The sequence below is a fragment of the Streptomyces hundungensis genome (assembly GCF_003627815.1).
Lineage (GTDB): Bacteria > Actinomycetota > Actinomycetes > Streptomycetales > Streptomycetaceae > Streptomyces > Streptomyces hundungensis_A.
In genome coordinates, this window is record NZ_CP032698.1 from 8,206,924 (window position 1) to 8,223,464 (window position 16,541).

At 68.7% G+C, this 16,541-nt stretch carries 13 protein-coding genes and 3 pseudogenes; 8 read left to right on the forward strand and 8 right to left on the reverse strand.

Annotated features, from left to right (window positions below):
- The first annotated feature begins 54 nt into the window (after nt 1–54).
- Nucleotides 55–639, forward strand: coding sequence for an alpha/beta hydrolase (locus DWB77_RS36515; RefSeq protein ID WP_246033773.1), 585 nt, complete (start codon nt 55–57; stop codon nt 637–639).
- Here the strand turns inward: DWB77_RS36515 and DWB77_RS39365 are convergent.
- Entirely contained in the window at nt 623–748 is a 126-nt protein-coding gene (locus DWB77_RS39365) for a hypothetical protein (RefSeq protein ID WP_281280073.1), read from the reverse strand. The two genes, DWB77_RS36515 and DWB77_RS39365, sit on opposite strands and share 17 nt — an antisense overlap.
- Before the next feature lie 163 nt (nt 749–911).
- Between DWB77_RS39365 and DWB77_RS36520 the strand changes: the two are divergent.
- Nucleotides 912–1,975, forward strand: a pseudogene (locus DWB77_RS36520) (IS630 family transposase).
- A 20-nt stretch (nt 1,976–1,995) separates the two neighbouring features.
- Here DWB77_RS36520 and DWB77_RS36525 read toward each other — a convergent pair.
- The gene (locus DWB77_RS36525; RefSeq protein WP_162952709.1) at nt 1,996–2,394 is read right to left on the reverse strand and encodes a hypothetical protein; all 399 of its coding nucleotides are present in this window, start codon (nt 2,392–2,394) and stop codon (nt 1,996–1,998) included.
- 295 nt (nt 2,395–2,689) lie between these two features.
- On the opposite strand from DWB77_RS36525, the gene DWB77_RS36530 reads away from it, so the two are divergent.
- Together DWB77_RS36530 and DWB77_RS36535 are read left to right on the forward strand one after the other, a co-directional pair.
- Nucleotides 2,690–3,220, forward strand: coding sequence for a GNAT family N-acetyltransferase (locus tag DWB77_RS36530; RefSeq protein ID WP_120726964.1), 531 nt, complete (start codon nt 2,690–2,692; stop codon nt 3,218–3,220).
- Between the two features lie 560 nt (nt 3,221–3,780).
- The gene (locus DWB77_RS36535) at nt 3,781–4,293 is read left to right on the forward strand and encodes a hypothetical protein (protein ID WP_120726966.1); all 513 of its coding nucleotides are present in this window, start codon (nt 3,781–3,783) and stop codon (nt 4,291–4,293) included.
- A gap of 453 nt (nt 4,294–4,746) precedes the next feature.
- On the opposite strand, the gene DWB77_RS36540 is transcribed toward DWB77_RS36535, so the two are convergent.
- Nucleotides 4,747–5,388 carry an MBL fold metallo-hydrolase gene (locus DWB77_RS36540; protein WP_120726968.1) on the reverse strand — a complete coding sequence of 214 codons (642 nt, stop codon included), beginning with the start codon at nt 5,386–5,388 and terminating at the stop codon, nt 4,747–4,749.
- 62 nt (nt 5,389–5,450) lie between these two features.
- Here DWB77_RS36540 and DWB77_RS36545 point away from each other — a divergent pair, with 62 nt between their 5' ends.
- Nucleotides 5,451–5,882, forward strand: a complete 432-nt coding sequence (locus DWB77_RS36545) for a MarR family winged helix-turn-helix transcriptional regulator (RefSeq protein ID WP_120726970.1) — start codon at nt 5,451–5,453, stop codon at nt 5,880–5,882.
- Nucleotides 5,883–6,488: 606 nt separating this feature from the next.
- Here DWB77_RS36545 and DWB77_RS36550 read toward each other — a convergent pair.
- The 5 genes and pseudogenes from DWB77_RS36550 to DWB77_RS38135 all read right to left on the reverse strand — a co-directional run bounded on the left by DWB77_RS36550 (nt 6,489) and on the right by DWB77_RS38135 (nt 13,174).
- Nucleotides 6,489–6,941, reverse strand: coding sequence for a hypothetical protein (locus tag DWB77_RS36550; protein WP_120726972.1), 453 nt, complete (start codon nt 6,939–6,941; stop codon nt 6,489–6,491).
- A gap of 713 nt (nt 6,942–7,654) precedes the next feature.
- Nucleotides 7,655–9,145 carry a UDP-N-acetylmuramoyl-L-alanyl-D-glutamate--2,6-diaminopimelate ligase gene (locus tag DWB77_RS36555; RefSeq protein WP_120726974.1) on the reverse strand — a complete coding sequence of 497 codons (1,491 nt, stop codon included), beginning with the start codon at nt 9,143–9,145 and terminating at the stop codon, nt 7,655–7,657.
- Nucleotides 9,146–9,885: 740 nt separating this feature from the next.
- Nucleotides 9,886–10,020: pseudogene (locus DWB77_RS39690) on the reverse strand (LuxR C-terminal-related transcriptional regulator); the annotation flags it as partial.
- Between the two features lie 2,210 nt (nt 10,021–12,230).
- Nucleotides 12,231–12,821: pseudogene (locus DWB77_RS39695) on the reverse strand (AAA family ATPase); the annotation flags it as partial.
- Between the two features lie 26 nt (nt 12,822–12,847).
- Nucleotides 12,848–13,174, reverse strand: a complete 327-nt coding sequence (locus DWB77_RS38135) for a hypothetical protein (protein WP_162952711.1) — start codon at nt 13,172–13,174, stop codon at nt 12,848–12,850.
- A 156-nt stretch (nt 13,175–13,330) separates the two neighbouring features.
- Here DWB77_RS38135 and DWB77_RS36570 point away from each other — a divergent pair, with 156 nt between their 5' ends.
- The 3 genes from DWB77_RS36570 to DWB77_RS38140 all read left to right on the forward strand — a co-directional run bounded on the left by DWB77_RS36570 (nt 13,331) and on the right by DWB77_RS38140 (nt 16,165).
- On the forward strand, nt 13,331–15,043 hold the full coding sequence (locus DWB77_RS36570) for a putative Ig domain-containing protein (RefSeq protein WP_174248670.1): 1,713 nt from the start codon (nt 13,331–13,333) through the stop codon (nt 15,041–15,043).
- Between the two features lie 136 nt (nt 15,044–15,179).
- Nucleotides 15,180–15,854, forward strand: a complete 675-nt coding sequence (locus DWB77_RS36575) for a TrmB family transcriptional regulator (RefSeq protein WP_120726981.1) — start codon at nt 15,180–15,182, stop codon at nt 15,852–15,854.
- Nucleotides 15,855–15,922: 68 nt separating this feature from the next.
- Complete coding sequence (locus DWB77_RS38140; RefSeq protein WP_162952712.1) at nt 15,923–16,165, forward strand: response regulator transcription factor; 243 nt, start codon at nt 15,923–15,925, stop codon at nt 16,163–16,165.
- The last annotated feature ends 376 nt before the right edge of the window (nt 16,166–16,541 follow it).

Below are 16,541 nucleotides of genomic sequence, written 5' to 3' on the forward strand. Positions count from 1 at the left end.
GCTTCGGCCCGGTTGCGCGTACGCACCAAACCCCGGCGGCCTCAGGGGGCCGTGATGCTGCTGCACGGTGGCCGCGCCGACGGCCTCACGCCACCACCGTGGGTCAATCTGCCCGCGCTACGCCTGCGTTGGTTCGGCACCGCGATCCTGCGCGCCCAACCACGGCACACGCTGCTGCTCGCCTCAGTGCGCTATCGCCGCCGCGGCTGGAACGGGCAACAGGCCGACCCCGTCCACGACGCCCACGACGCCCTCAACGAACTCGGCCGCCTGGCCCCCGGCCTCCCAGTCGTCCTCATCGGCCACTCCATGGGCGGCCGGGCAGCGCTGCGGGCCGCCGAGCATCCATCAGTACGGGGCGTCGTGGCCCTGGCTCCGTGGTGCCCCACGAACGAACCCGTCTCCCATCTGCGGGACCGAACCGTCGCCCTGCTCCACGACCCGAAGGACCGGGTGACGCGAGCCGACCAGACATGGGCCTTCGCCGAGCGGGCCCGTGCCCACGGCGCCGATGTGCATACGGTGGCCATGCCACATGGCGGACACACCATGATCCGCGGCGCTCAGCACTGGCAGAAGCTGGCTGCTCACTTCGCCACTGCGATCCTCAACGGCACGCCGCTCACTCAACCGAGTTGACCTTCTTGACCGCCATGCCGTCGCCACGGCGCGAGCTCTGGCCCCGGGCCGTACTGCCGCTCGCGGCGTCGGTCGACAGCGTGCCGCTTGTCCGAGGGGCGGAAGCCATGTGGCGGAGCGCGGCACAGGGCCCGGGTATGCGGCTCAACAACCGCTCTCCGTCTGGTCTTTGGACACTGGGAGGCCGGCTAGTGCTGTGACCGCATAGGTTCACCGGGTTGCTCGTTGTGCTGGTTGGAAGTGGCGACTTCCAACCAGCAGGGGAGGGCGGGATGGCACCACCGGTCAGGGTCCGGAGGCTGACGCAGCAGGAGGGGCAGAAGCTCCAGCGGAGTGTGCGACGGGGCAGCACGAGTTCGGTGCGGTTTCGGCGGGCGATGATGCGGCTGGCTTCGGCTGGCGGCAGCACGGTTCCGGTGATCGCTCGTCTGGTCCAGGCGGACGAGGACACCGTCCGTGACGTGATCCACCATTTCAACGAGATCGGGCTCGCGTGCCTCAACCCTCAGTGGGCGGGAGGCCGTCCGGTGGGGCGAGTGGTGGCCGTCTGGACGACGAAGTCCTCCTCGTCACTGCTCAGCAGGCGGGGGAACATCGCCAGGCCCGTCCGGATCGGCCGCGAGGCCCTGCGGTGCTTACTGGCCCGCCGCGGGATCACCTTCCAGCGGACGAAGACGTGGAAGGAATCCTTGGACCCGGCATTCGACGCCAAGCTCGAGCGGATCGAGTACGCGGTCAACGAGCGTCCGGGCCGCACATTCACCTTCGACGAGTTCGGGCCGCTGGGCATCCGCCTCACCGCCAGCCCCTGCTGGGCCGAACAGAGCCGCCCCGACCGGCTGCCGGCCACCTACCGCCGCGCCCACGGCATCACCTCCTTCCGCGGCTGCTACTCCGTCGACGACGACAAGCTGTGGGGCGTCAACCGGTGCCGCAAGGGCACCGACCACACCTGGGCTGCCCTGCGATCGCTCCGCGCAGCCCGCCCGGACGGCGCCCCGATCTACGTGATCCTCGGCAGCCTCTCCGCCCACCTGAACTGGAAGATCCGCAGGTGGGCAGCGAAGAACAAGGTCGAGCTCTGCTTCACGCCCACCTACGCGTCCTGGGCCAATCCCATCGAGGCCCACTTCGGACCGTTGAGGCAGTTCACCTGGCCAACTCGAACCATCCGAACCACACCGTCCAGACTCGGGCCCTGCACGCATACCTGCGCTGGCGGAACAAGAACACCCGTCATCCCGATGTTCTGGCAGACCAACGACGCGAACGAGCACGCATCCGCAGTGAGAAAGGCCTCCGCTGGGGTGGGCGTCCGCTCCAAACAGCCGCCTGACCAGTCAGCGCTCCAAACTGTCAGGTCGCCAGCGCCGCGTGGAGCGCGTCGAACACCTCGCGCAGGTCCGGGGTGGCGATCGGATTCAGCTCCATCTGAAGGTGGCACACGGTGTCGTCCCCGTTGGGGGTCAGGCGCACGAAGAAGGCGAAACCCTCCCCGACGGGCTGGGCCTTCAATGCCAGGGGATTGTTGCGGCCAGGGGTCACCACGGCCGAGAATCCCGCGTTTGACGCCTCACCCAGGCGGGAGAGCATCTGCCCCGCGAAGTCCGCGACCTCAGCATCGCTGAGGTCCACGGTGAAGTCGGCTGTCAGCAAGGAGCACCAGTTGGCACTGAGCCGCCAGGTGTCGCCACCGGCCCGAGTCAGGTCCAGCCACGCATCGTCGGTGCCGAGGCGCATCTGCGGCTCTTCCATCCCAGCCCTCCGAGATCCAGTCGTGGGCTCAAGATCCTATAGCGAGGATCACCGCCACCGTGTTGCCGAGCGTTATCCAACAGGCCACCGACCCGGTGAACCTTCCCGGTCAGAGCACTAGCGGGGTGCGTCACTCAGGCAGGATGGTGCGGGGGTGGTGAGGGGTTCGGCGGCGCCGTGGCCGACGTGCAGGCGGGCCGGGTTGAGGGCGAGCATCTGGCGCAGGCTGGCGAAGTTCTGCCAACCGGACGATATTCGCTGGTTGCCGCTTGTCGATGGTGGTCATACTGCCGCGATGGAACCAGTGACGCTTGAGACCGGTCGTCTGGTGCTGCGGGCCCTGGCAGCTGCCGACGTGGATGCGGTGTACGAAGCCTGCCAGGACGAGGCCATTCAGTTCTATACGCCGGTGCCGGTGCCGTACCGGCGCACAGACGCGGAGAAGCTCGTCGGTGAGAAGCTGCCCGCTCAGTGGGCCGACGACAGGGACTACACCCTCGGTGCGTTCCGCAAGGACACCGGCGCCCTTGTCGGCACGTACTGCCTGACCCTCGTCAGCCGCGGCGTGTGGGAGCTCGGTTACTGGGCGGTCAGGGAACAGCGCGGACGCGGGTACTCCGTGGAGGCTGCTCGGGCTCTGTGTGACTGGGGCTGGGCCACCCTCGATGTGCACCGGATCGAGTGGTGGGCCATGGTCGGCAACACCGGCTCGCGTGCCGTCGCCGAGAGACTCGGCTTCACCGTCGAAGGGACGCTGCGCAATCGCAGCATCGCCAACGACGGCAAACCGCACGACTGGTGGGTGGGCGGACTGCTGCGGCCCTGATGCTCGGGCCGGTGCGCTGTCGGCTGCGTTCGCTCTTCTGCGGGGAAGTTCCCAGCTCGGACAGTTCCCGCAGAGGAACCACACCATGGATCATCGGCGGGTAGCCGTGGCGTGGAAGTGGCCACACGGCTTCGTCGAGTGTGGCCAAGAAGAGGAGTTGACCGATGCGGCCCGCCCGGTGCGAGTCGGGGCTTCGTGAGCGGCGAGCGGTGTGGTGCCAGTGACGAAGGATTGTAGCCAGGGCGAGGTCTGAGAAGTCCCGGAGGGATCTTCGCTGCGCGTTGCCGTGGGTGGCGTCCGCGGCTCCGGCGTGAGCATTTTCGGAAATGGAATGGCCTGAAAATATCGCAGCGCGGCATGGACGCCTCTGACTCCATGCCGCAGAATCTAGCTCGTGGTTGACCCGTGAAGATCGCGAACTTCTGGTTTTTAGGACGCTTGCCCTGGGGTCGGCGCGCCTTCAGTGGCACATGGCGCGCTCGGCCGCTCTACGCTAATCAAGCGCTGCACTGCGCCGGTTGACAACGGTGCTCAGTTCCCCCTCTCCGGATTGAGGTTGCATGCGCACTAAAATATTGGGCCGCCTGTTCGGCGTGGCCTCGATGACGGCTGTCGCGCTCGTCGGCGCCCCCGGCGCTCAGGCCGCTCCGTCTGAAGCTTCCCACTCCGCCCACGCGGCCACCATCGTCGTGCCGGCCGGCGAGACCAGCGCGACCATGACGGTGGGCGGAAGCACCGTGACCGTGACCAGGTCGGCGCCCTCCGTGGCTGTACTGACCTGCACCGTCAGCCCCGGCAAGCCGTACCACGGCACTGCGGGCGTGACATCCACGGTCTGGGCCTACTGCAATAGCAATGCGGCCACACTGACGTTCGGGACGGCCCTGTATTTCTACGGATCCAGCGTCAGCCAGAACAATGCCACCAAACACAACTGCACATCGTGCTATGTGACCGTTACGGCGCCCTATCAGGCTGGCCAGTGGAAATCGGGCGCGATTCTCGGATACTTCGACAGCAGTGGGAACGGGCAGTTCACCAGCGAGGCGTACAGCGCAACGGTAGGTCTTTAAGGGGCCGTTGTCGTGTCGATCACGGAGCTTGTTGATCGAACGGGAGCCGCGTTGGGGGGATCGCGGTGAGGGCAGCGTAGGAACGCAGGACCTCCTGCACAGCTCGCGGACGTCGAAGCCCGGGCAGAGCTCGACGAGCGGTTCGGCTCAGCGCCGTCAGTCCGCTGGCGGTAGCCGTTGGGTGTAGGGCGGACAAGACCGACCGGTAGCGGTTTTCTGGTGCTCAACTGCCGTGTCGTAGAGGCAGATTGGTGATGTCAGCGCTCGCGGCAGGCAGTTGAGCTGCTGTACCTGTCCGGTGCGCCGGCCCGCCCTCTGTGGCCCCGGGGAGTGCCCGCTCTCTGTCCGCCAACGGGAACGATTGGCCATGTCCCCGGGGTCCCTTGGAGGTCCCCTTGCTGCGGGCCCTGTCTGGGGGCGTGGGTGGCCCCGCGAAGGCCGGGGGTAGAAGTGTCAGTTCAGGTGGTGGGTCTCACCATCGCCCAGCACCACGAGTTCTGCTTCGGTGCCCGGTCCTTCGGGTCCGAGGAGGCGGGTGTAGACGGCGCGGCCGATCGGGCTGAGTGTGGCTTCGTGGACGGGTATGGCCTGGCGGGCTCCGGCGGCCCGGGTGTAGTCGAGGACTTCGGAGGCCTTGCTCCAGGGTGCCGCGAGGGGCAGCAGCAGGGTGTCCACCGCGTAAGGCGGCAGGGTGAAGGCGTCACCGGGGTGGAAAAGTCGCCCGCCGAGGAGGAAGCCGATGTTGCTGACGCGCGGGATGTCGGGGTGGATCTCGGCGTGCCATTCGCCGTGCACGGTGACGTCGAGGCCGCCGATTGCGAAGGCGTCGCCTTCGCCGACCGTGGTGACCCGCCGCGCCATGCCGTCCAGTTGTGCGGCGACGGCTCGGTTCGTCCATACCCGCAGTGCCGGGTCGGCTTCGAGGGCGGCGCGCAGGCGGGGTTCCTCGAAGTGGTCCATGTGTTCGTGGGTGATCAGGACGGCGTCGGCGCCGGCCAGGGCGGAGGGGTCGGTAAAGGCGCCGGGGTCGATGACGACGGTGGTGCCGTCGTGCTCGACGCGTACGCAGGCATGTCCGAACTTGGTGAGGCGCATAAAACGAACCATACAGCATTGCTGTACAGCTAAGCTGTATACATCTCGGATACACTTCTGCCATGCCCAGTCCTGACCCTCGCCCGGACGCCCTGGAACTCGCCGCCGACCTGCGCGCCGCCCTCGGCAGCCTCGTCCGCTCCCTGCGCCACGGCGATGAACTGCCCCAGAACCAGGCCGCCGTCCTCGGCCTGCTCATCCGTGACGACCGCTCCTGCACCATCGCCGAACTTGCCGCACTCCAGCGCGTCCGCCATCAGTCGATGGCTCGCACCGTCGCCCTGATGACCCAGGCCGGGCTCGTGGTCCAGGAGCCCCACCCCACCGACGGCCGCAAACTCCTGGTTGGCGCGACCGAGACCGGCCGCACCGCCCTCCTCCACCAGCGCGCCCGCCGCGAACAGGTGATCGCCACCGCCATCGAATCCCGCCTCACCCCCACCGAACAGGACCAACTGCGCGCCGCAGTGGGCCTCCTGGAACGCCTGTCCTGACTTCCGCCAGACCTCACGCGGCGCGCGGCTGGGCGCGGTGGGGCACGCGGTAGGGGCACGCCGCGCACGGCTCCCCGTTCGGAGGAGTCCCTCAAGTGGTGCGGAACGCAGTGGAGTTCCCCCCGACCGGGACTTCCGTGGCGCGGTCAGTGGTGCATCGCGTCAAGGGCCTGCGCGCCGCCAGCGGTGGCCGCCCAAAGGAGCTCCGGGTCAGTGGTTCTTGCTGGTCGGTCGACAGCTGCGCCCAGGTGCTTGACTTGAGCTGTTGCTGGAGCCATCGGCCGAGGCGTGGCCGCCTTTGCGGCGGAGGTTGGCGAGCAGTTGTCCGATGGCCAGCTGCTCGCTGTCCTTCTCGCCTTCGGCCCCGCACCGCGTCTTGACGCGGCGCGAGGTGGCCGGGGGCCCGCCGGAACGACCGTGGGGCGGCGAGTTGGGTTTCCCATGCTTCGTCGCCGAGTTCCCAAAGAGGGCTTCCCCGCTTGGCCTAGGCGCAGTCCGGCGGTTGGTCCGCGAGCCGCCGGACCAAGAACCCAGCCCCCGCATACGAGGCTCGGGGCGGTCAAAGCCGCGGCCTTCGATTGATCCGTTCGGCAGCGCCCCGATTGCTCAGTAGCTGAACGAGACGACCGCCGACGGCGAGCAGACGTCTGACCAGTGCGCCCGGTCCACGCACACCTTGATGACGGCCCGTGCGGCGTGAGCGTCGTGGCGCAGCTTGCGGGACATGGAGCCGCTGTCGGACGTGTCGGTCCGCGCGGTCTGGGTCGTCCCCGCGCTCTCCCACTTGCCGCCCTTGAGGAAGAAGAACTCCGCTTCCACGTACACAGGGTTGTGGTCGCTGCGGCGCAGGTCGTCCCAGTTGGCGCCCACCGTGGCGTACACACCGCCGTTGTTGGCGAAGTCCCCATAGGCGCGGGCGAGCTTGCCGGAGTCGTTGCGGGCGTAGAGCTTTCCCCAAGCCTTCCCTTGCGCTGCGGCCGGCGATGTCGCCAGGAAGGACGTCAGCAGGGAAGCGGCCACGAGCGTGGACGCGGTGAGAAGGTGCCGGATGCGCGCCATGTGTTACTCCTCGGTGTCAGTGCGGTCAGAGTGGCGATGCGGGCGGAAGACAACCAGGTGAAAGCTACCGGTGGGCGCAGCGAGGTTGGATGCCCCGAACGGGTGAAAGGGCTGACGGACACAACCGTGTTGGAGCATCGGCGACGACCTGGCCGGATCGGCACTCGGGGTCGCTGCCGGCGCCTACACGCCGGCGTGAGCGAGTACCAGAGAGTCGTGGTCGGCGGGCGCATCACCGAAGGGGGTGCGATCACCGCCGAGGGAGCAACGGCATCCTGCACGGTGTGCGGACCGGGGGTGCAGTGGCGTGACCTCCGCATGGGGCCGGAGCCCGGAGGGCCCCACCCGCCGTGTCGAAAGGGGCGACGGCTGTGACACACCCCAGCGACAGACCACGGGTGAGACTGTGCGTCCGCTTGGTGCAGGTGGTGCACGACGTGAGGGGCTCGGTCGCTGGGGGCGGGGGCAACACAGCCGACGATCGCCGGTGTCTGTCGCTCGGGGGTGCGGGGCGGTACGGCCCGGCAGTGTCCGTCCTGGAGTCGGCGGGGAGTGCTTCCCTGCGCCGCCCCGCGGGACGGGTGCGGGCCCTTCGTCTGGTTGGGGCGCGGGGGTAGTGGGCCGGGGCTTGGACCTGGGCCTGAGGCGTCTTCCTCGCGTATGCGGATGCGTATCCGCATGCACATGCGCTTGCGTGGCCCGGTGGCGTGCAACTACTGCTGTGCGGAAGCGAGTTCGCGTACCGTCGCCATGTCGCTGAAGGGCAGTAGTTGTTCGCCGACGATCTGGTAGGGCTCACTGCCCTTCCCCGCGACCAGGACGATGTCGTCCGGCCCGGCGGTGGACAGGGCGAAAGCGATGGCCTGTCCGCGGTCGGCGCACCGCTCGAAGCGTGTGCCGCTCGCAACCAGGCCCGGCGTGATTTGGTCGAGGATCGTCTCGGGGTCTTCGTTGCGGGGGTTGTCGGAGGTGAGGACGACCAGGTCCGAGTGGGTGCCGGCGATCTGCCCCATCTGGGGGCGTTTGGTGGTGTCCCGGTCGCCGCCGCAGCCGAAGACCGTGATGACTTTGTTGGTGGCGAATTCCCGGATGGCGGTGAGGACTTTGTCCAGCGAGTCGGGCGAATGCGCGTAGTCCACGATCACGGATGTGCCCCGCGGGGTCTGGAAGCGTTCGAAGCGTCCCGGGACCGGCGGCATCCGGTCGAGGGCTGCGACCAGTTTCGCCAGGTCGTGGCCCAGCACGTGGCAGGCCGCCACGGTGGCGAGGGCATTGGCCACCGAGAACCGGCCGGGGACGGGGATCGCCGCCGGGTACTTGTGGCCGTCGTGGTGGAGGGTGAAGCGCGTACCGAAGGCGTCCATACTCAGCTCGCTCGCCCGGTAGTCCGCCTCGGCGTCCAGGGCGTACGTGGTGACCTCGCCGGGCATCAGGGCCCCGATTCCGGCTCCCACCGGGTCGTCGGCGTTGACCACCGCCCGCCGGCACAACCCCTGGAACAGGCGCAGTTTCGCGTCCCGGTAGTTCTCCATGGTCCCGTGGTCGTCCAGGTGGTCCTGGGTGAGGTTGGTGAAGATGCCGACGTCGATGAAAGCGTGGTCCACCCGGTGGTTGAGCAGGCCCATCGATGTGGCCTCCAGGACCACGGTGCTCACCTCGCGGTCGCGCATCTGTCCCAGCAGGTACTGGAAGTCCGGCGACTCCGGCGTGGTCAGCACCGATCTCGGCATGGGGATCAGTGTGTCGCCGATGCGGTTGCCGGCCGTCCCGATCACTCCCACCCGCGCGCCTTCGGCGAGCCGCAGCACGGACTCCACCATGTACGAGACCGAGGTCTTCCCGTTGGTGCCGGTGACGGCCACCATGTCCATGTCCCGGCCGGGCTGGCCGTAATAGCGGGAGGAGACGACTGAGGCCGCCGACCGGGTGTCGGGGACCCGGACGACACACACGCCGCCTTCCGCCGCCCGCACGAAGGCCGGGAGATCGGGCGTCGCGGCGTCGACCAGTACCGCTACGGCGCCGCGGGCCAGGGCAGGGCCGACGGCTTCGGGGCCGCCCTCGCGGTGCCCGGGCACCGCGATGAACAGGGAGCCCGGGGAGACGCGGTGCGCGTCGAAGCACGTTCCGGCGGTGATCTGTGTCTGCGGATCGCCCAGAAGTACCTCGTGGTCATGTCCGGTCAGCAACTCGCTCAACTTCACAGGGGTCCTCTCGAGGGTGCGGCCCCGTGGGACGTCCGCCGTCGCCGAGAACGGCGACGGCGGCGGCATGTCAGGGAGTCGCGGGAATGGTGCGGGAGCATGCACGGTGTGCGCGACAGGGGGGTGGGGACACCCGGCTCAGCGGTGCGGCGTGCGGCGGGCCGCGGGATGTGCACGAGCCGGAGGAAATACGAAACCGGTGAAGAACGGAACGAAGAGAGGGTGCCGGCGGGCGTCAGGTTCCTTCGGGCAAAGGACGACCGGAATCAGAACCGCCAGGAAGCGGCTGATCCGGGCTAGCCGAAACCGTGCAGCGCACGGCAGCGGATCCGTGGCGCGGCGGGCCGCAGCGCGCGCGGGACGCCTCTCAGGCACTCCCTCACCGCACATGTACAACCCATGGGGGGAGTGTACGTCCCACAGGGCAGCACCGATCCCACTCCGGGGAGATGCGCGGGCTCGACGCCGCCCACACCACCTAAAGCCTGTGCACCCTGCTCGTCCTGACGAGCCTCGAAATCAACCGCTGACGAACGACCTGCGGCGCAGACTGCCGCTCACGCAAGCGGGTACGCCGACGTGTGGCCGGGACGATGCCGGTCCGCAAGCAGGGCGGTGCGATGGCCGAGCTGACCGACGCGGCCTCGCTGGAGTACGTGGCTTCGTTGGTGAGTTACGGGTTATGGCATAGATCGTGGGGAGTCGTCGCGGAGCGCCTGGGGCTGAACCAGTAGGAGCACTCAGGTTCGGGGGGTTTGTTCGTCTAGTACGGCGGCGATCTGGGTTCTGCTGTCTACCCCGAGTTTGCGCAGGACGCTGGCGACATGGTGTTCGGCTGTGCGTGGCGAGACGTGCAGCATTTCGGCGATGGCTCGGTTGGTGTGGCCCTGCGCGGCGAGCCGGGCGACTTGGTGTTCGCGGGGGGGGAGAGTCCGTCACCGTAGCCCAGGGGGCCGCGCTTGTTGTCGGGGGTGAGGCCGTGACGGCGGAGCAAGCGGTGGCAGTGCCGGCTGTCCCACTGCGCGCCGAGATGCCAGTAGATTTCCAGCGCCCGGTCGCCGAGTTTCTGTCCGTGCTGAGGGTCCTGGGGCAGTCGGTGGCGGGCGGCACTGTGGAAGGCGTGTGCTGTCTCCAGAGGCCGGGAGGCTTTTTCCCAGGCGAGCGCGGCTTGGGTGAAGAGGGACTCGACGGAGTCCGCGTCTTGGTCGGGTGGTGCGAGGTGGGCGCGACAAGTGAGGAGTGAGGCGTCGGCGGCCGGGGCGCGGCGGCCTCCGATGCCTTGGGTGAAGTCTTCGACGAGCTGGTGTGCTTGTGCTTGTCGGCCGGTGCGGACGAGGGCTTCGACGGCAGTGGGGGCGAGGTCGGTGGCCCAGATCCATCCGCCGGTACGGCGTATGTGATCGAGGGTGTGCGCGGTGGCGGTGTGGGCGTGGTCGGGGCGGTCTGCGGCGAGGTGGACGCGTGCCAGAGCTGCGGCCGCGGCGGGCAGGACGATTCCGGTGTCGAGCTGGGCAGTGGAGGCGGCGTTGGCCAAGTGGTTTCGTGCGGCGGCGGTGTCGCCGATCTGGTGCAGGGCGACGAGGCCGCGGACGAGGAGGGTTTCGGCAGCGAGGTCGCGGATGTCGGTGTAGAGGTGAAGGGCGCGTTCTGCGCGCTGGGCGAGTTCGTCCCACTGGCCGGTGGTCCAGGCGAGGAGCAGATGGGCGGTTTCGGCGAGTCCTTCGAGGTAGGGGATGCCGTTGTGGCCGAGGGTCCTGTCGGCCTGCGCGAGGTGCTTGCGGGCGGTGGCGGGATATCCGAGGGCGGTGGTGGCGTGGGCGAGGTTGACGTGGGCGCGGGCGAGCTGCACTTCCTCTGCGGCGGAGGAGGGGGTGTGGGGCAGGGCCGCTACCGCGTTCCATGCGTGTGGGTCGCCGGTGAACATGAGGACGCTGGCGCGGTTGGCGGCGATGGCGGTGCGCTGGACGGGGTCGGCGATGCGCGAGATGAGGGCTTCAGCTTTTTTGAGCCAGGCCAAGTGCTCGGAGAGGGGCCATCCTTGGAGGGAGGGGATGGCGATGGCGGACATCGCGCGGGCGGCGAGTTCGGGCGCGGTGTCGCAGAGGTCGTCGGCGGCTCGGGCGAGTTCGGCCAGGCCGGCGAGTCCGAGGCCGGCCTGGTTGCGCATCAGCGTGCCCAGGTAGAGGCGTAGTTCACCCGCGGCTGCCTGCGGCGGCTCGTCGTCGGTGAGGATGCGGCGCAAGGCGGGAATGGTGGCCGGATCGGGCATCGCTGAGAGCGCTGACTGGCCGAGTTTGATGCCGAGTCGGAGCCGGGCGCCGGTGGAGGGGTGGTCGGCGAGTGCGGTGAGGTAGTGGCGGCTCGCGGTGCTGGTGTCGCCGCGCGCGGTCGCCCGGTCGCCGGCGGCCTCGGTGTAGCGCAGGTATTCCTTGGGGTGCCCGGCCTGCTGGTAGTGGTGGGCGATCTCGGCAAGCGGTGGCGGGGAGATGTGAGCGAGAGCGGCCTTCGCGGCGCGCAGGTGCAGGGGGCTTCGCTCGAATTCACAGATCGCTTCGTAGGCTGCCTGGCGGGCAAGGGAGTGGCGGAAGTCGAGCGTGCCTGCGGACGCCGGGTACAGCGCGCCGTGATCGAGGGCCAGGGTGACGGCTCGGCGGGTCTCGGATTCGCTCAGGCCGGTGATGTCGGCGAGAAGATCGATGGTGACGGGCCGCCCGGCGACCGCTGCCGCGGCGACGATGTCGCGGGCCGGTTCTGACAGCGCCGCCAGGCGTTCCAGGAAGACGCGCCGTACAGGGGCCGGCAGACCGGCTCCTTCGATGACCTCTCCGGTGCCGGAAGTGCCGGCGTCGTTCTCCACGACCAGCCTGACGACTTCCTCGATCGCGAACGGGATGCCGGCGGTTCGGCGGTGCAGTCGCTGTGCGACATGCTCGGGCACCGTGCTCGCACCCATCAGTTGGGCGGCCAGCATTCCTGTCTCGTGCGGGGTGAGCGCTTCCAGACGGATTTCGTGGATACGAGTGCCGGACAGCCACGAGCCCGGGAGAGGCTGACCGGCGCTGCGGGGCATGTCATCGCGACCCGTGAGGATGACCGACAGGTGCGCGGGAAGATTCGTCACCAGCAGTCTGAGGAACTCCCCGGTGCTCGGGTCGGCCCAGTGCACGTCTTCCAGTACCAGGACCGCGGGACGGGTGGCGGCGAGCAGGGCGCGGGCGGCGCGGAGCCGCCGGTAGCGTTCGGCCCGCGCGTCCTGGAGAGGCGGAGGCGGTGGGGCCAGGAGGTGGGCGAGCGAGGGCAGCACAGGGGCCAGCACACCTGCGACATCCTCCGGCTGGAGCAGAGCCGGTGCCGGAAGGCAACTGAGGGCGTCGATCACCGGAGCCAGGGGAGGAGCTTCCATCGTTTCGATGCAGTTCCCGATCAAGTGCGGCAGCCTTTGCAGGGCCGGCGATCGAAGCATCTCGCGGACGATGCGGGTTTTACCGATGCCTGCTTCGCCGGTGATCACAAGGACACGCGGTGGCCGGCCCGCCGCTTGAACGAGGGCCTGGAGCTGGGCTGCGCGTCCGACCAGCGGGGAGGGGCCGGATGGAGGTACATGCACGGAGGCTGGATCTCCTGGGATGAGCGGGGTGGGTGTGGAGAGCGGAACGCGGCAGCCGTACGGGCCCACCCCCGCGGGGCCCGTACGCCTATGGGTCAGTTGCGTTCTGCCGTCTGCTGCTCGTAGAGGCTGGCGGGGATGACCGGCTTGCCGGGGCTGACGATCGTTGCGAGTGCGGGCGTGGTGGGGAGCCCGTCGTCGTGCTTGCCCTTGACCTGCTTGCCGGTGATGCCGTACGCCCAGTTGTTGGCGGTGGGCGGTGCGAGGATCGTGTAGGTGGCGGCCTTGGTGTTCCAGAACATGTTGTTGGCGCCTTGCCAGCCGTGTCCGGTGCCCCCGTCCAGGGCATTGGCGGCGATGAACGCACCGCCCGTGCTGTTGATGGTCAGCTGGTCGTAGAGGGTGCCCGAGCCCCACCGCATGTGCGGCCCCGCATCGACTTGGCCACTGCCCGACACGGAGCTCGCGGTGCCCCGGGTGAAGACGTTGGGGCCGGCGGGAACGCCTCGGTGGTCCAGGCGTGAATGTGGTCGCCGGTGACGGTGGAGTCGCGGACCAGGACCTGCTGGCCTCCGATCATGAAGTCGGCGGGGACGGCTCAGTCTCCCTCCGGCCAGGCGCTGGCCGCCCCGACACCGCCGAGCAGCCCGCAGCAGCCGCACCGCGCGTGCAACGACACACGGCCCGACCACGCCAACTGCCAGGCCCTACAGGCCGATTCCGCGGCCGACCAACAGCACGGCCTCAGCGCCGCGCCCTCGGGATACGGGCCCGCGGACATCCAGTCGGCCTACAACCTGCCGGCCGGAGGCGCCGGCGTGACCGTGGCGATCGTCGACGCGTTCGACGACCCCAACGCGGAGAAGGACCTGGCGACCTACCGCAGCAACTACGGGCTGCCCGCCTGCACCACGGCCAACGGCTGCTTCCGCAAAACCGATCAGCGCGGCGGCGCCTCCTATCCCAAGGGCGACACCGGATGGGCCGCGGAAATCTCCCTCGACCTGGACGCCGTCTCGGCAGCCTGCCCGGCCTGCCGCATCCTGTTCGTCGAAGCAGACGACAACAACGACCCCAACCTGTACGCAGCCGACGACACCGCCGTGCGCATGGGGCCCAAGTTCATCTCCAACTCCTGGAGTGACGCGGAAAGTTCGGGCCAGAAGACGGACGACCAGCACTTAAACGTCCCCGGTGTCCTGTTCGCCTTCGCCACCGGAGACAACGGCTACGCAGGCGGCACCCAGTACCCCGCCTCTTCTTCCTACACCCTCGCGGTCGGCGGCACCTCCCTCAGCCGCACCTCGAACACGCGGGGCTGGAGCGAATCCGCCTGGAGCGGAGCAGGCTCAGGCTGCTCCGCATACGAGACGCAGCCCACCCGGCAGAAGAACGCGGCAACCGGCTGCCCGAAGAAGGCCAACTCCGACGTCTCGGCCGTTGCCGATCCCCAAACCGGCCTGGCCATCTACGACACTTACGGACAGTCGGGCTGGTTGAAGTACGGCGGCACCAGCCTCGCCACTCCGCTGATCGCCGCCATGTACGCGCTCGCCGGCACGCCCGGAGCCCAGGACAACCCTGCCTCCTATCCCTACGCACACCTCGGCGCCCTCAACGACGTGACCTCAGGCAGCAACGGAAGCTGCGGCACCCAGATCTGCACCGCCCGTACGGGATGGGACGGCCCCACGGGTCTGGGGTCGCCCAACGGAGTCAGCGCGTTCACTCCCGGCACCACCACGCCGCCTTCCGGCATCACCGTCGCCAACCCAGGTGACCAGAACAGCACGGTCGGCACGCCCGTGTCCCTGAAGAACACCGCGGCGGGCGGTACCGCCCCCTACACCTGGTCCGCCACCGGCCTGCCGACAGGACTGTCCATCGACACAGCCACCGGCACCGTCTCCGGCACCCCGACCACCGCCGGAACCTACAGGCCGACACTCACCGCCAAGGACACGACCGGCGCCACCGGCGCCACCTCGCTCAACTGGACGGTCAGCAGCGCAGGACAGGGCGGCACGGTCACCGTGACCAATCCCGGCGCCCAGACAGGCTTCACCGGATTCCAGATCGCAGCACTACAGATCAGAGCGACCGACAGTAAGGGCCTGCCGCTGACCTACACCGCCACCGGGCTCCCCGCCGGCCTCACCATCAGCACCAGCGGCACCGTCTCCGGCACCCCCACCCAGGCCGGCATCTATACGGTGACGGTCAAGGCCACCGACACGGCCAGTGCCACTGGCACGGCCACCTTTACCTGGACCGTGTACAAGCTCCTGTGACAACGTCGTCCGGCACGGGCCGCCTCCCGCCCGTGCCGGACCGGACCGGACACCCAGATGGATCCGCCAAGAGCCAGCAATGGTTGGGTAGTTGTACCCATGTTGTTCTGCTCGCCTCTCGCTAATCTCGCGCGCCATGACGCACCTCCTTGACCCCATAGGGCTGTCGGCCGACGACAGCGTCCTCTACCGACACCTGCTGGACCACCCCCACACCCATCCTGCCGACATCAGCCGTGCCACCTCCCTTTCCGCTTCGGCGGTGCGGACGAGCATGCGACGCCTCACCGGCGCAGGTCTGATCACCCACGTACCAGGAGCACAGGAGCGATACCTCGCCCTGCCACCCCACAGCGCACTCGAACCCCTCCTGCAACGCCGCGAGGAGGCCCTGGCAGGACTCCGCGCGCACAGCAGGGAACTCGCACGGCGAACGAGAGCGACCACCCCACCGTCCGGTCACCTCGTCGAAACCATCTGCGGACAAGAGGCGGTCCTGGCCAAGATTGCGGAGCTGGAGCTCGGCGCCCACCACGAGGTCTGCGTCATCGACAGCCCGCCCTACCTCACGGGCCCCGTAGCGAACTCCCATGAGCTGAAAGCCCTCTCGCGCGGTGTCACCTACCGGGCCGTCTACCACGCTCCCTCACTCGCCGAGCCCGGCAATGCCGCCCTGCTGGACCACTACATCGCCGCAGGAGAGCAGGCACGCAGCCTCCCCCAAGCCCAGCTGAAATGCTCCTCGTCGACGGACAACAAGCCCTCATCCCGCTCAGCTTCACCAGCCAGGACGCCACGAGCAGACTCCTGATCTCCCCCTCCCCACTCCTTGACGCGCTCAAAATCGCCTTTGAATCGCTCTGGAGAAGAGCCACCCCCATGGGACAAGCGACCAGCGCGGGCCGGCGCGCTGACGATGTGCAGAGGCGCGACCGGGAAATCCTCCGCCTGATGGCTGCCGGGCTCAAAGACCGAGCCGTCGCCCGAGCTCTCGGTATCAGCGAACGGACCGTCATCCGGCGCATCCAGGAACTGATGACCACGCTCGACGCAACCACCCGCTTCCAGGCCGGCGTTCGGGCCCACGACGCGGGGTGGCTCAGCGCCGATCCGCCGGCGTGAGGACTTTGCGTGCCGCCGGTGAGGGTGGCGGCGACGGCGCTGGGGTGCCGGGCGTCGAAGGCGAGATGAAGGTGAGCGGCGGTTGCAGTGTGGGGCATGGGAGGGGGCTCGTTCCACCGGTCCGGGCGGCCCGGGGTGACGCAGCGTCCGTCCGGTGCAGCGACCGTCTTCCCTGCATAGTGCACACCCCGGCCCGAGACCGATCACCTCTGAGCGCTGGACGGTCACGTCAGAGCGCGCTTCACTCCAGTAGGGCGGAGCTGCGGGCCGCGCTGTACTAGTGGCCTGAAATGGCCGCAGCTGATCCTTGATCAGGAGGGTCCGGGGTCCGGGTCGGTGACCGAGATCAGCTGGGGGAGGCATGTCAGCAGATGGT

What these genes read in the sequence shown, in the direction of transcription:
- DWB77_RS36515 (WP_246033773.1), top strand. Translation starts at nt 55, where the DNA reads ATGCTGCTGCACGGTGGCCGCGCCGACGGCCTCACGCCACCACCGTGG.
- DWB77_RS39365 (WP_281280073.1), bottom strand. Translation starts at nt 748, where the DNA reads ATGGCTTCCGCCCCTCGGACAAGCGGCACGCTGTCGACCGACGCCGCG.
- DWB77_RS36525 (WP_162952709.1), bottom strand. Translation starts at nt 2,394, where the DNA reads ATGGAAGAGCCGCAGATGCGCCTCGGCACCGACGATGCGTGGCTGGAC.
- DWB77_RS36530 (WP_120726964.1), top strand. Translation starts at nt 2,690, where the DNA reads ATGGAACCAGTGACGCTTGAGACCGGTCGTCTGGTGCTGCGGGCCCTG.
- DWB77_RS36535 (WP_120726966.1), top strand. Translation starts at nt 3,781, where the DNA reads ATGCGCACTAAAATATTGGGCCGCCTGTTCGGCGTGGCCTCGATGACG.
- DWB77_RS36540 (WP_120726968.1), bottom strand. Translation starts at nt 5,388, where the DNA reads ATGCGCCTCACCAAGTTCGGACATGCCTGCGTACGCGTCGAGCACGAC.
- DWB77_RS36545 (WP_120726970.1), top strand. Translation starts at nt 5,451, where the DNA reads ATGCCCAGTCCTGACCCTCGCCCGGACGCCCTGGAACTCGCCGCCGAC.
- DWB77_RS36550 (WP_120726972.1), bottom strand. Translation starts at nt 6,941, where the DNA reads ATGGCGCGCATCCGGCACCTTCTCACCGCGTCCACGCTCGTGGCCGCT.
- DWB77_RS38135 (WP_162952711.1), bottom strand. Translation starts at nt 13,174, where the DNA reads ATGCGGTGGGGCTCGGGCACCCTCTACGACCAGCTGACCATCAACAGC.
- DWB77_RS36570 (WP_174248670.1), top strand. Translation starts at nt 13,331, where the DNA reads ATGAAGTCGGCGGGGACGGCTCAGTCTCCCTCCGGCCAGGCGCTGGCC.
- DWB77_RS36575 (WP_120726981.1), top strand. Translation starts at nt 15,180, where the DNA reads ATGACGCACCTCCTTGACCCCATAGGGCTGTCGGCCGACGACAGCGTC.
- DWB77_RS38140 (WP_162952712.1), top strand. Translation starts at nt 15,923, where the DNA reads ATGGGACAAGCGACCAGCGCGGGCCGGCGCGCTGACGATGTGCAGAGG.